This window comes from Mesorhizobium sp. B2-4-15, assembly GCF_006658505.1.
Lineage (GTDB): Bacteria > Pseudomonadota > Alphaproteobacteria > Rhizobiales > Rhizobiaceae > Mesorhizobium.
Window position 1 is genome coordinate 119,795 of the sequence record NZ_VFUZ01000009.1, and the last position, 13,139, is coordinate 132,933.

13 protein-coding genes are annotated in these 13,139 nt (G+C 62.5%); all 13 read right to left on the bottom strand.

Annotation, left to right across the window (positions count from 1 at the left end; genetic code table 11):
- Nucleotides 1-298: 298 nt before the first annotated feature.
- Genes FJ930_RS13275 through FJ930_RS13335 form a run of 13 tightly spaced genes read right to left on the bottom strand, consistent with a single transcriptional unit; the run spans nt 299 to nt 13,121 of the window.
- Nucleotides 299-2,242: a type IV secretory system conjugative DNA transfer family protein gene (locus FJ930_RS13275; RefSeq protein WP_141838152.1), complete on the bottom strand. Its 1,944-nt coding sequence runs from the start codon at nt 2,240-2,242 to the stop codon at nt 299-301.
- On the bottom strand, nt 2,239-3,264 hold the full coding sequence (gene virB11 / locus FJ930_RS13280; RefSeq protein WP_141838154.1) for a P-type DNA transfer ATPase VirB11: 1,026 nt from the start codon (nt 3,262-3,264) through the stop codon (nt 2,239-2,241). Before virB11 ends, FJ930_RS13275 begins: the two co-directional genes overlap by 4 nt.
- Nucleotides 3,245-4,462, bottom strand: coding sequence for a type IV secretion system protein VirB10 (gene virB10, locus FJ930_RS13285; protein WP_141838301.1), 1,218 nt, complete (start codon nt 4,460-4,462; stop codon nt 3,245-3,247). The genes virB11 and virB10 overlap by 20 nt, the downstream gene beginning before the upstream one ends.
- Nucleotides 4,462-5,274, bottom strand: a complete 813-nt coding sequence (locus FJ930_RS13290) for a TrbG/VirB9 family P-type conjugative transfer protein (RefSeq protein WP_141838156.1) — start codon at nt 5,272-5,274, stop codon at nt 4,462-4,464. The genes virB10 and FJ930_RS13290 overlap by 1 nt, the downstream gene beginning before the upstream one ends.
- The gene (locus tag FJ930_RS13295) at nt 5,271-5,966 is read right to left on the bottom strand and encodes a type IV secretion system protein (protein WP_141838158.1); all 696 of its coding nucleotides are present in this window, start codon (nt 5,964-5,966) and stop codon (nt 5,271-5,273) included. The genes FJ930_RS13290 and FJ930_RS13295 overlap by 4 nt, the downstream gene beginning before the upstream one ends.
- 50 nt (nt 5,967-6,016) lie before the next feature.
- Nucleotides 6,017-7,018, bottom strand: coding sequence for a type IV secretion system protein (locus FJ930_RS13300; protein ID WP_141838161.1), 1,002 nt, complete (start codon nt 7,016-7,018; stop codon nt 6,017-6,019).
- Between the two features lie 9 nt (nt 7,019-7,027).
- Complete coding sequence (locus FJ930_RS30460; RefSeq protein WP_141838163.1) at nt 7,028-7,246, bottom strand: hypothetical protein; 219 nt, start codon at nt 7,244-7,246, stop codon at nt 7,028-7,030.
- Nucleotides 7,243-7,941: a type IV secretion system protein gene (locus FJ930_RS13310; RefSeq protein ID WP_246676900.1), complete on the bottom strand. Its 699-nt coding sequence runs from the start codon at nt 7,939-7,941 to the stop codon at nt 7,243-7,245. Before FJ930_RS13310 ends, FJ930_RS30460 begins: the two co-directional genes overlap by 4 nt.
- A gap of 32 nt (nt 7,942-7,973) precedes the next feature.
- The gene (locus FJ930_RS13315; protein ID WP_141838167.1) at nt 7,974-9,038 is read right to left on the bottom strand and encodes a lytic transglycosylase domain-containing protein; all 1,065 of its coding nucleotides are present in this window, start codon (nt 9,036-9,038) and stop codon (nt 7,974-7,976) included.
- Nucleotides 9,035-11,449 carry a VirB4 family type IV secretion/conjugal transfer ATPase gene (locus tag FJ930_RS13320; protein ID WP_141838169.1) on the bottom strand — a complete coding sequence of 805 codons (2,415 nt, stop codon included), beginning with the start codon at nt 11,447-11,449 and terminating at the stop codon, nt 9,035-9,037. The genes FJ930_RS13315 and FJ930_RS13320 overlap by 4 nt, the downstream gene beginning before the upstream one ends.
- Nucleotides 11,450-11,451: 2 nt before the next feature.
- Complete coding sequence (locus FJ930_RS13325; protein ID WP_141838171.1) at nt 11,452-11,751, bottom strand: VirB3 family type IV secretion system protein; 300 nt, start codon at nt 11,749-11,751, stop codon at nt 11,452-11,454.
- A 3-nt stretch (nt 11,752-11,754) separates the two neighbouring features.
- A complete protein-coding gene (locus tag FJ930_RS13330) occupies nt 11,755-12,093 on the bottom strand; it encodes a TrbC/VirB2 family protein (protein WP_140746000.1) in 339 nt (112 codons plus the stop codon).
- An 11-nt stretch (nt 12,094-12,104) separates the two neighbouring features.
- On the bottom strand, nt 12,105-13,121 hold the full coding sequence (locus FJ930_RS13335; RefSeq protein ID WP_246676901.1) for a lytic transglycosylase domain-containing protein: 1,017 nt from the start codon (nt 13,119-13,121) through the stop codon (nt 12,105-12,107).
- Nucleotides 13,122-13,139: the final 18 nt, after the last annotated feature.

Genomic DNA, 13,139 nt, shown 5'->3' on the forward strand with positions numbered 1-13,139 from the left:
CATCTTGATCGAGACCATCCCTAAGCGCGCGCCGACACAGGCTTGGACAATGTCGCAACGGCGACCGATCTGGCCGGAAGGGGAGGCATACTGGTGTTCGGCGCGCTCGGCGACGGTTGCGATTTGAGAAAGCCGTGGCGCCTTCGTCCTCGTCCGGGCGAAAGCGCGATCTCGTCTTCCAGCGTTGAGTTGGCTCGGTTGGGCTGCCCGGGGGGCATTTAGAATAACCGCAGGCGGCTGCTTTGTGCGCCTGACGATCGTCGCAGACCGAAATTCATGCTGACCCGCCATCACGGCCTTATGCATCTTCTTCATCGGGAACAGTCTCATCAAAGATGGCCGACCAATCCCTGGCGCGCGCGCCGGTCGAATTCGAGGCGGCCTTGGCCGTCAGCAGCTTGAGTTTGCGGGCCGCGGCGGCAAAACGGGTTTCTGTGTCCATGCGCGGGTCTGTCTGCGGGTCAACTGCCTGTCCGGGTATCGGGCGGCCGGAGCCCGTCTGTGACCGGGCTGCCCCGGGCCTCTCCATCGGCCCGGGCTCAACGTCAGCCCTGCCATAACCAGCCGCGGTCGCGGGCACGCCCATGCCCGGTAGAAACTCTGTTGGCGGGACATCGGGGACGTTGAGCTGCGAGTATTTTTCCATTGCGATAAAGGGTGCCGTTGCAAAGAAACGCAGCTTTTGGCCCAGGACTGGCCGTTGTCCCTCGCCCAGGATGATCATCTTGTCAGCCGGCAGCTGCCTGACCTCCTGAGGCATCATCAGATCACGATCGCGGAGCTGTTCGACCTTGGTGCGTCGGGGCAGTCCCATCAACTCGATGGTGCGCGTTTCGGTCTTGTAGCGCACCGTCTTCTTGCCCAGTCCCTTCGATACACTCTCGGCCGTCGCCTGATCGTTGGCGCCAAGGACAAGTTGATAGCCGCAATTGCCCATAAGCGAATGACGCGTGGTTTCGCCGTAGATTTCGTCAAGGTTCTTGAGGTCCTGGATGACGAACGCCATTTTTATGTTGTAGGCGGCGACATAGGGTAGCCTGCTGGTAATCTCGCTCAGCCGTCGCAGCTGGCGGAACTCGTCCAAAAGAAAGTAGACCGGTACGGCCTTCGGATCATGCGCGCGCAGCAGCACATCAAGTGTCTGCTGGATGAAGAGCGAAAGCAGCGGCTTCAACAGCGCGACATCGGTGATGTTGGGCGCCAGATAGATCGATATCGGCCTGTGCTTCAGCGCGCGCAGATCCATGTCGCTGACCGAAGTGGCCGCCACCACACGTTCGTTGCGAAACGGTCGCAGGGCCCTCTGGATGTCCAGCAAGGCGGAGGCGGCGGCGCGTTCGGACAGCGCGAGATAAGCATTGAAGCTCTCGCGCGTGAAGCGCGACAGGTAAGGTTCTCGTTCCTTGATCCGGCTCATGAGGGCCTGGAGATCGGCCCCACTGTTGAAGAAGGATGTCACTTCGCCAAGGTTACGCCGGTCTCGATAGAAATCGCTTTCGGCGATGTAGCTGATCGCGCCTGCGATCGCGATCTGGGCCGTCGCCTGCCAGATCGAATTCTCGGACTCGGCGTTTTCCGGCACGAGGATGTTTGCGATATTCTGGATGTCTGTCGTGCGCTCGCCGCGGTCGGTCCTGATGAAATCGAGCGGGTTGTAACGGTGGCTCCTCTCCGATCCTGGGGCGAACAGAAAGACCTGATTGCCCTGCGCCTTCCGGTAGCCCGCCGTCGACCGGAAGATCTCCGCCTTGAGATCGGTGACGATCATCGAACCTTCATGGGTCAGTGCGTTGGGGATGACGTAGCAAGCCCCCTTCCCCGAGCGCGTCGGCCCGATAACCAGATGGTGGCGTTCATCCTCAACGCGCAACAATCGTCGGCCGAAGCGGCCCAATATGTGACCCCTTCGCCGGAACCAATTGCCTCGACGAAGCGACTGCAGGGTTTGGAACTCCGCATCGCCCAGAGGGTTGGAAACCGGTTTCAGACCGGCATAGGCGACCAGGCTCGCACACATCAGTGCGGGAATGAGGGCGCCCAGGCCGACACGACGCAGCACAGGGCTGTCGGCATATCGGATCAGCTGCTGAAAAGGTGCAAACGGGTTCGTGGTGATCGTCACGTCAAGGATGCGGCTGTCCCCATGCAGCAGCCTCAAGCCCAGACCATAGGCGAGCAGCCAGACCACGATCGCCAGCGCGAGGCAAAATGCGATGTAGGCGATGCGGTAAGGGCCGCTCATGGCTTGTCCATCGCGGAGAAATAGATTTCCGACACGCCGCGTTTGCCGCCGTGGCGCCGAAGCTGGATGACGATCGGGATGACGCTGCGGATGTATGAGATCAGGTCGGCCTTGGGATAGGCCGCGGAGAGACCCGATTGCATCACCATCATGGCGAGCTGCTCATAGGCCCCATGGGGGGTGTCGGCATGGACAGTCGACATGGATCCCGGATGGCCCGTGTTTATGGCGCGCAGGAACGAAAAGGCTTCCCCGCCCCTGACCTCGCCGACGAACAGCCGGTCCGGGCGCATGCGAAGCGAAGCCTCCAGCAGGGTCTGAACCGTGGCGCTGGCCGTGCCCTGATCGCCTTTGGAAGCAAGCAGATGAACGGTATTGGGCTGTGGCGGATAGAGTTCGCGCGTGTCCTCCAGCGTTATGATGCGTTCGTGCATATCCACCGCTTTCAGGCACGCATTGAGAAAGGTGGTCTTGCCGCTCGAGGTTCCGCCGCTGATCAGGATCGACAGGCGGTTGGCGATCGCACCGCGAACAAAGCCATGGATGTCGTCGCCAAGCAGAAGCTCGATCAGCGATCGGATACCATCGCTGATCCCGCCGATCGCCACCGAAACCCGATCGAAGCCGCCCCTGTCGCGATAGTCCTCGAGGCTGAAATCGCCGACCACCTGCTTGCGGATAGAGACCGCACCGCCACAGGGCGAGGCCGGCGGGAGGACGAACTGAATGCGTTCACCCGAAGGAAGGGCCGCGCTCAGGACCGGGTTGGCGGGACTGATGAACTGGTTGGTGGTGGCCGCGACCCGTTCGCCCATGTTGGCGATCTCGGCGCTGGTCAGCTTCGGGATCGAATGGAACTCCATGTGATCGGCCCCAAGCCGCTCGACATAGACATGGCCAGGCTTGTTGACCGAGATCTCGATGATCTCTGGATCGGCCAGGAACGCCGCCAGCGGCTCAAGCGCCCGATAGAGGAAGTAATGCTGGTGGCTTGCAGCACTGTCAGTCGAGGCCGCGCTCACGACGGATGTCCTTCATGGCTTGCGAGAGGGGATCTTCATAAATTGCCGAGAAGTCGAGGTCCTGACGGACAAAGACGAAGATACGTTCGCCCTGCGGTACGCTGATCGTTGGCGCAATCTTGAGGCTTTCGCCGAGCACCTGATTGGCCATGTCTGAAAAAGTCTGGGCAAGCGTGGCGCGGGCGATCTCTTGCGCGCGCTGGCCCTCGTCGCTGCCTCCGGTAGCCGCCTGGCTGCCATAGCCGGTGAGATAGCTGGCGCCGCCGCCGACGATCGACAGCAGGATCGCTGCCCCGAAGCGTTCGCGGAATTTCTTGTCGACATGGCCGCCAAGGCCGGAGCGACCGAGGCTGTCGGCACCGATCGAGTTCAGGCGCACGCTGACCCCATCGTCGCGAAGCAGGCGTGTCCAGATGACGAAGATCCGTTTCTGTCCCTGGGTGATTTCGGACTGGTATTCGCCGATCAGACGCGTGCCGGCCGGGATCAGAACGCGCCGGCCATCGAAGGAATAAACGTCCTGCGATACGATCGCGCGAATTTGGCCAGGCAGATCGCTGACGATCGCGGTCTCCAGGATTCCGGCAAGGAGCGTGCCTTCGGGCACGAGCGCGTCCATGCGCCGAAGCTTCCTGGCGACGGCGGAGCGATCACCAAGTCCGGACGCTGCCGCAAGGAATTTGCTGTTTCGGTCTTCGCCGGCAACCACTGCGCCTTGCCCGGTTGCATCTGGCTGGCCATCCAGTCCGCCAGCGGAACCTTTGTTGTCGAACACCACCATGTTGGAGCGATAGCGCTTGGGAAACTCATCGGCTGGCGCCACCGAGCCGTCTGGCGCCACGGGCGTGGCGCCGGGGGGTGGCGGGACATCAAACTGCGTGGTGTCGGGGTTGGTCTTTGCTGGCGGCGACGGCGGTGGCGGCGGCAACTCGATGACCGCGGGTTCGGCCGTTTTGGGCTGCGGGTCGCCGTCGCGGACAAAGGACGGCGGACGAAAAGTCGTGGTCGAGAATTCCTCGTCGCCGGCGAGGATGTCGCGCTGCGGCGGTTGGCGCCCGGCCAGCACCAGGTACCCGGCAAGCAGCCCCGACAGCATCAGGACGGCGCCGCCAAACAGGTTCTTGCGGCGCATGGATGTATCGGCGATTGCCGAACCGCCGCTGTTGGCCAAGGCCTCCAGTTCCGGACTGCGCTGGATCAATTGCCGCTCCTCCTGCGTATCTTTGCCTGCGTGTCCCTTGCGGGAGCCATGACATCGGCATCGGGCGCGCCGAAGTCGGGCTTTCGCAGGTTGAAGATGCAGATCCACTGATCGCCATCGCGGAGCGTGAACTGGGTCGAGACGCCGTCAAGCACGATGTACTCGCCCTCCTTGCGGAAATTCTTCAGCGTTTCGGAGAAATCCGAATTGACGCCGAAGATCGCCGGGACGCGTCCGCTGAAGGTGAAAAAGGTCTTGTGACCGTCGTCGAAAACCAGGGACGGCTTCAGCCGGGCATCGCCAGAATAGGAATAGTCGATGTTGACGTTGGCCTTCTCGATGCCGGCAATGTTTGGCCAGGCCAGACGCTGCTCCGCCTCTTGCCGCAGCGTGGCGTTGAGGCTCTTGTCGGGGTAGGAGAAGCGGATACCGAAAACCTGCCTGCCGCTGTCGGGCGCACTGTCATCGAGCTCGAGAAAGTAGATGCGTCTGTTGGTGACGACGTTCATGTTGGTGGCGACATTCCTGGCGATCGGCTTGACGAACAGGATGTTGCCCTTGTCGGCCGGCACCACCTGCCAGCTCTCGCTGTCGCCCAGCGAGATGGTTTCGAATTTCTCGTCTTCATCAAAGACAATCATTGTCGATATGCCGTAGGTGGCCGAGACCCGCACGACGTTGTTCTCCTGGTAGGCGACACTGGTCACGCGCGCGTCCAGGGCGCCGGCTTTCGGCGCCTGTGCGCCGCTTGCCGGCGTGGTCAGCTTGCAAACCACCAGCGCCGCCACGACGATCGCGCCTGTTCTCATCCGGCTGACCCTGGCGTGACCGTCTCCTGGTCGCGGCGGTAGCTGTAGACCTGGAAGCCGAGCGGGTTTTCAAAGCGCCATTCGTTCTTGAGCGGCGTCTCGGTATAGCGAAACCTGACCACCGAGATCCAATGCCTGTCGATCGATTCCGTCTCGCTCTTTTCGGTGGTGGAGAAGCGAACGATGGCGGTGCTGTCATTGGGAAACGACACCGATTTGATATCGACCAGCACCCGTTTCAGCAGGCCGTTGACCTTGGCCGGGTTTTTCGGATTTGCCGCGCTGAACCGCGTCTGCAGGTCGCGTGCGGCTTCGCCCGTCGACAACAGCGCCGCGATCCCGAAATACTCCTCGATCGCAAAGGGATCGTAACCCTCGCGATTGCGGATGTAGCGAACGATGTTGGCCTGTGTGACGGCTTCCTGGCCCGAGAGTGTCGAGGCTTTGGTCAGGCCCGACTTCACCTCGATGTATCCGGTGTTCTTGTCGACTTCGACGACGTAGGGCTCGAAACTCTTCAGCGGCAGCATCAGCACCACCGCCAGCAGGCCAAGCAGGGCGAACGCGGCAAAGATCAGGGTGAAGAACCAGGCAATGCGGCTCGAACGCCTGGCGTGCCTCAGGATCTCATGTTCCCAGACATCGCCATCCTGAAAGTAGGATCGAAGTCCGTCCTGGGTGTCTGCTGCCATGGATCAATTCCATTCGTTGGGAGGCCAGATCTCGGAAACCTCGGCGCGCGCTATCGCGGAGTGCCATTGGCCGCGATAGCGCGCTGCATGGCATCGCGCGACAAGGTCCGCGGCGTATGCAGCCTTGCCTGGACGCGCTGAACCGCGGCCCGCATCTGACCGGCCGAGCCGCCGAGGACCCTGCGGCCCAGCACGACACCTTGTTGGGTGAGCGCGCGCGAGCGATGGCCGACCGGCATTGGCAGGCCGCCGACGATGCCCTGGGCGAGCGAGGGGATGTGGATGAGCACGAAGCTTCCGGCCAGGCACAACATGATGAAGGCGCCGAGATCGCTGAGCTTCAGTTCGCGATTGCCCGAGATCTGGTCGATCTTGGTGAGCTCGGGCGCCATGGCCGCGATCAGGAAGGCGGCGATCACGTAGACGAACAGCGGAATGAGCGCATAGAGCAGCGACTGGTTGAACCACCCAACCGCGTAGCCGCGCGTGGCATTGAAGAACATGCAGGCAATGAACACCGGCGCGGTGCCAAGCAGGACCCACAAGATCACCTTGGCGAGCACCAGGATGCCCAGCGCAACGGCCACGAAGAGGCCGGCAAACGCCATGATGACCATGCCGATCAGGGCAGGAAGCACCGAGAAGTAGCCCGCCTGTTCGGAGAATGTCGAGGCAGCCAGATTGGCTGTCTGCCATATCTGCGAAAGCCCGTTGCTCGGTTCGGTGACGCCCGTGGCCGATGCGGCGAGCACCGCGCGGCCCGCGGCCTCGGGAACCTTGGTGAGCCACAGATAGACAAGACTATCGAAATTCGACCAGCTGCTCACCAGGACCAGGATGAGGAACACCCTGGTGATCCGGCCGACGATCTCGCCCGCGCTCAGCCGCGACGTCCCCAGCACCAGCTGCGCGCCGTAAAAGAGGACGACCAGGATGAAGAGCAGGCGAAGCAGCGGCTCGATGTCACTGCTCAGGACCTCGAACGCGCGCTCTGAGAAGTTCTTGCCGGACGCATCGATGCGCTGCAGAAGCTCGCCTATGAAATTGTCCACCGCCCTGCCCTATTCCACATGATTTCCGAGCGCCGCGATCGCCGCCTGCGCTGCCTGTCTGTCGGCGTTCACCGCCTTCATCGGGCCGCACTCCGCACGGTGATCGGGCGCGAAACTGGTGAGGGTGTCCGGCCGTTTGCAAGGTGCCGATTTTTCCCTGGCCGTCCCGCACCCCGTCAGCAGCAACACGCCGCACATCGCAATCATTGCGCGCCCCGACCGTCTCATTCGTAGGTTAGCGCCTTCTTGGTGTTCGAGATGTCGGTCAGCCGCCGCTGGTTCTCGGCCTGCAGCGATTGGACGGCGCTGTTCATGACGCCGATCATCTCGTTGAGCGTCAGGCCGGTCTGGACCTGGAGCTGCGTGTTCTGGTCAATAGAGCCCTTGATGTCCTTGGCCTGGCCGATGTCCTGGCCGGCATTTTCGAGCGCTGTCCGCCGCGTCTCGACCGCCTGCCGCGAGCCGTTGATCAAGGCGGAGACGCCAAGCACCGTCTTGACCAGTTCCTCATAGGATTTGTCGCTGGCCAGCGACGAGTTTTCCTTGCCCGAAAGCGATTTCACCAGTTTCAGGCCGTTGAGGAAGGCGCTTGCCGCCTTGGCAAGCTGCGGGTCCATCGATCCGAAATCCGGCATCCCGCCCTTGAGCAGGCCATCGAGGGAGGGCACCGAAGAGACACTGAAGCCATTGCCGACCGCCAGGTCCTTGAGCGCGCCCGCGTCGCTGCCGCGCGCGCCGGTGACGGCCTCAAGGGTCTTGTCGACCGTGGCCAGGATATCCTTGTTGGTGTCGAGAATCCTGGCCGCCTTGTCGGCGGTGTCCTTGGCGACCGCGTAGTTGGTCTTGTCGATCACCGGGATGTCGGCCCTGGCCGAACTGACGGTGATTGCGGCGCAGGCGATGAGGGCAAAAACATGTTTCACGAGGGTTCTCCTGTTCATTGCGGGGTGAGATGTCATTGCGCGGTCAAAAGCAGCTCGGGCTTGGCGTCGAGCTTTTGCACGCAGCCTTGCACGTCGGGGCTCCACTTGAGGCCCGGCTCGTCACAGCGGCCGGTCGTTTCCGTGCCGTCTTGCGGATCGCCATTGCTGTAATCGCCCGAGCGGCGCGCCCCGGAAATGTCGCTCAGCGCCAGGGCATTGCGGGAATTGACGAGGTCGGCAAGGCTCGCGCCAAGCTCAATCATGCGGTTCAGCATCTCGATGTTGGCGTTGCGGGCCCCGGAGTTCTGATCCCAGCTCTCCTGGATGGTGCCCGTTGGCTGTCTGGCGCGCTGCTGAAACCAGGACGCGACGCCGCCCGATCCGTCGCCGAAGGCGCCGGTCAGCGCCATGGCGTCCAGCGTCGCCGTGCGCATACCGGCATAGGCCTCGCCGGTGCCGCCGAAATTCAACGGAATGCCGGACTTGTCCGAGCCGCCAAATGCCGGCATCCATCTTTGCGTGATGTTGGCGACATAGCCCTGGGTTTCGCGAAAGGGCGGAATGCCGCCGTATTTTTCGACATTGCCGGCACCGGCATTGTAGGCCGCGAACGCCAGCCCAACATTGCCGTTGAAGTGCTCCAGCTGCTGCTTGAAATAGCGCGCCCCGCCGCGCAGGTTCTGCTCGATGCTGTAGGGATTGACGCCAAGCTCGGCGGCGGTCGCCGGCATCAGCTGCGCCAGTCCGATCGCGCCGGCGCCCGATCTGGCGCAAGGGTTGAAGCGGCTTTCCTGGTAGACAAGCGCCAGGAACTGGTTCTCGTCAACGCCCTCCTCGCGCGCAACGCGCCGGACCAGCCCGGCAATCGACGCGTTGGCCTTGGCGGCGGCGACAGGATCGTCCGTACGGGCCGGGCGGTAGAGCGCGCAGGTGACACCTTGATTGTTGCCAAGGCGCTGGCGATCTATGTCGTCGATCGCGGCGATCTTGCCGCTTGTGTGCTTGCGTTGATCAAGCACCGCGCCATCGAAAGTTGGAATGTCGGCGGCCGCGGGCGAGGCAAGCAGCACCAGCAGGAGCGGGAAACGCCGGATCATGTCGAGGTCCCTTCCCGGCAAAATTCGGCTAACCAGTTGGCCGGATCATCGCCAAGGCGGGCGCGCAACGCGGCACAGAGCTCGACCGTTTCCTTGCGGCCCGACAGGACCTTGAGCATGTCGGGCATCGACGAAAGATCGAGCCGGGCAATGACGGAATCGTTGCCATGCTTGATCAGGAATGTCCGCCGCTCGGGCGGCGTGTTGCGGATGAACGCAAACTCCTTGGCGGTGAGGCCAAAGCGGCCAACATAACTTTCCGCGTCGGCGCGCGGGTTCGGAAAATGCAGGTTGGTCGACGATTGCTCGATCAGCGTGTTGGATTGCGGCGCCCTGGCGATGTCGGCGGCCGACTGGGTACCGAAGCCGACGATGCCGTTCAGCTTGCGGATCGTCTTCATCTTGTCGACGATGTAATTGGAAAAGGTCGCGTCCTGGAGCAGCTTCCAGCCCTCGTCCATGAAGATCAGGACGGGATCGCCGTCAAGCAACTCATCGAGGCGGTGATAGAGATACATCAAGGCCGGCGTCCGCACCTCGGCATTGTCGAGCACATGCGTCATGTCGAAGCCGAAGACGCGGCTGTTGGACAACGACAATGCGTCGCGCGGCGCGTTGAACAGCCATGCCTTCTCGCCCTCGAACCATGGCCGCAGGCGCGACTGGAGATCGTTGGCGTCCGAGCGCGATCGCCCCATCAGCAGCCCGGACAAATTGGCAAGCGTGCGCTGCTCGATCGGCTCGCGGCAGATGCGGCCGATCGCCTGTTCCAAAATGTCCTCTTCTTCCTGCGAGAAGCCGTGCCCGCCGGCGGGCTTCAGCATCACCTTGAGCAGGCGCAGCAGGAATTCGCGGTTTGGCGCGCTGTTGTCCATCTGGAGCGGATTGAAGCCGGTGCTGATGCCCGGCCGCAGCACCTCATAGGTGCCACCGACGGCGCGAATGAAGATCTCGGCGCCGCGATCCTTGTCAAAGAAGACCGCCCGTGGTTGCGGCGAGATCCGAAACGCCTGCGCAAGCAGGAAGGTGAGCACCACCGTCTTGCCCGATCCCGTCGGACCGGTGACCAGGAAATGTCCGATGTCGCGCTGATGAAAGTTGAACCAGTAGGGCGTCTGCGACGTCGTCTCCAGGATGGAGATCGGCAGGCCCCAATGATTGCCCTGCGCCTTTCCGGTCGCAAAATTGTGCATCGAGGAGAATCCGGCGAAATTGGCGCTGGACAGCATCGAGGAGCGGGCGATGTAGCTGTGATTGCCCGGCAGTTGCGCCCAGAACGAAGCCTCCATGTTGAGGTCTTCGCGCAGCCAGGTGATGTTCATGTCGGTCAGGCAGGCGCCAAGCTCCGACACCGATCTGTCCACGCCGCCGAGATCACGCGCCAGGCAAAGCAGGCTCAGATGATGATATCCAAACACTGCCTCCTGGTTGACGAGACTGTTGAAGGCGAAATCGATGTCGGTCTCGACCGTGCTGCCGGCCTCGTCGGAGGCCTGGATCTGCCGCTGCAGCCTTGCGATCCGTTCCTGTGCGATCGGCTTGTCGGCGATCGTGAACGACTGGGTCAGGATGAATTCATGATTGAGCTGGAGGAGCCCGTCCAGTATCCCCGGGCCCGAGAATGGCGGGTACTCCTTGATCGACAGGATCGCGCCGAAGCGGCTGTCAGCCTCCGTTGGCGCCTGCGCCTGCAGCGTGCGCCTGGAGAAATGCAGGCGTGATGTGCCGACAAAATTGCGAATGGCCATGCGCGGCAGGCGCATTGGCCGCGATGTTGCGCAGGTCAAAAGCGTGTTGAAGAACTCGCAAGGCTCGGAATAGGGATCGCCGTCCCGGTAGACGATGCCAAGCACGCGGGCGCCATATCTTTGCAGCTCGCGCGTGATGTTGGCCGCCACTTCCTCCAGCTCGCTGATGCGCTCTCGGCTTTGCAGCAGCCGCGCTTCGCGATCGGACGACCAGGCGAACAGGCTGGCGAGAGATTCAGCGGCTCCCAAGGCGCCCCGCATCCGGGCACGCACCACGGTCAGGTAGAGATCGTTGGTGAACATGCGCCGTTGTTTGAGCCCGCTCATGTAACGCGCGTTGAGCGTGTCGCAGAACGGATTGGCGAACGAGCCGTCGATCGCGGGCGTGACCTCCTTGCGGATGATCGTCGACCAGAGCGAATACCGGCTTGAGCCAAGCGCACGGATCATCGTGTTCTGGACACTGGCGCGCATATTGAGCTCGGCCTGGTCCTCGGTCTGGAAAAACAGGCCATCGAGCTTGATCACGCAGACCAGCGCGCCGCTCTCCAGACCGACGATGCCGTTTGCCAGGTGGCGCATATAGGGCACATGCGTTGCCACCGGTCTGTCGCGGCGGCGCTCACGGCCAAAGCCCAATTCGTCCATGACGATGTTCAGCATGGTCAGGCCCCATACGAATTGGTTTGCCAAAAGATCCTGTTGGGCGTGCGTGGCGTGCGGCGGCCGGCGACCTGGGCAAGGTCGAGAATACGGACATCGCGGCTGCACAGGGCAAACAGGGCGAGGTAAGTCGCCGGGGCGATCGCAACGGACCAGAAGCTGCCGGTCACCAGGAATGCGATCAGCGTGATGCCAATGATGATGTAGAATGCGCTGAGCGGAACGCCCCACATCATCGGCGGCCGCGTCAGCCCGATTACCAGTGGCGTCAGCTGTGGCTTGTCGTTGGTTGCCTCGTCCATCGGTCACTTGCCCACGGCCGAGATCATCTGGTCGACGATGGCCGGCGCGCCGAATACCAGCCCGATGCCGATCACCACGGCGCCGGCGGTGAACCAGGACAGCCGGCCGGCGAAGGCGAGGAAGCCGAGGCCGATGACGGCGATGATGGCGAGCAGCCGGCCGAAGGGACCGGTGATGAAATCGACGATCATCTGCACCGCCGTCTCGAGCGGGGCGAAGGCTCCCGACGTCTGGGCAAATGCCGGGTCGGCGATCGCGCTCAGCGATACCCCAAGAACCAGGCCCGCGATGACGGTTCGTGTCTTGGCTGTTGGCGTTAAGGTCGGCAAGATCCGGGTCATGTCTGGCTCCGTTAGAACTGCATGACGCCACCAACCCATTGGCGGCGTGTGGTAGGCGAAATCGTTTCGGTATCGGCCGTGGGGAGATCGACGGCGGCATCGGCGGCGCGAGCCTGCGGATCCGCGCTTGGCGCACCAGGCCGCAGCTTGATGACTTCGGCCACGAAGCGCACGGTTTCCGGCAAAGGCGGAATGCCGCCGCCATAGTCGTCCACGCGAGCGGCGCCGGCGTTGTAGGCGGCGGCAACGATCAGCGGATCGCGATAGGTCGCAAACAGCTGCCGCAGAAATCTGACGCCGCCGTCGATGTTGTCGGCGGGGTCACATATGTCGCTCACGCCAAGCTCGCCTGCTGTCGCCGGCATCAGCTGCATGGGCCCGCGCGCACCCTTGGGGGAATTGCGGACCCTGTCGAGTTGGCTTTCGACCGTGGCGATCGCAAGCGCGAAATCCGGATCGACATCGTATTTGTAAGCCGCGGCCCTCACGAGCCGGGCGATCTCCGCAGCGCTGGTCGGCGAGGCGCCACATGGTTTTGCGTGCGGATTCCGGTGCGGAACAGGTGAACTGTCAAATTGACTGTATTTTTCGGGTGCCGGTGAAGCGCCCGGTCCGGAGGAGCCCGGTCTGGGCAGGCTTGCGGTGGCCGTGCTCGTTCGATGAAGCTGTCCATCCTGCCTAAGTTCATACTCGCTGGCGTCAGTTCCCCAGCGGGCGTCGAAGACGGCTGCAACAGTTTCATCGGACGCCTGAAAAGGCCGGATCGCAGCGTGGTTTGAGGTTAGTTCCGTTCCTGACCGGGCATCTTCCGCAACGGCCGATGACGGGGTCCAGACCGCGACCAGAGCCGTGCTGGTGAGCGCGAGAAACAGATGCCGGTTCGTCCGTCTGGACAGGGTGTCAGTCATCGGAAGCCCTCGGATGGCCCGGTTCGAAGAATGCCCGGTATCGGTAAGCGACTTGAAAAAAGATGTCAAACTGATATTGTTTTCATTGCGCGGCAAATCAGAACTGGGCACATTGGCCACGTGATTGGATGTCGAGAG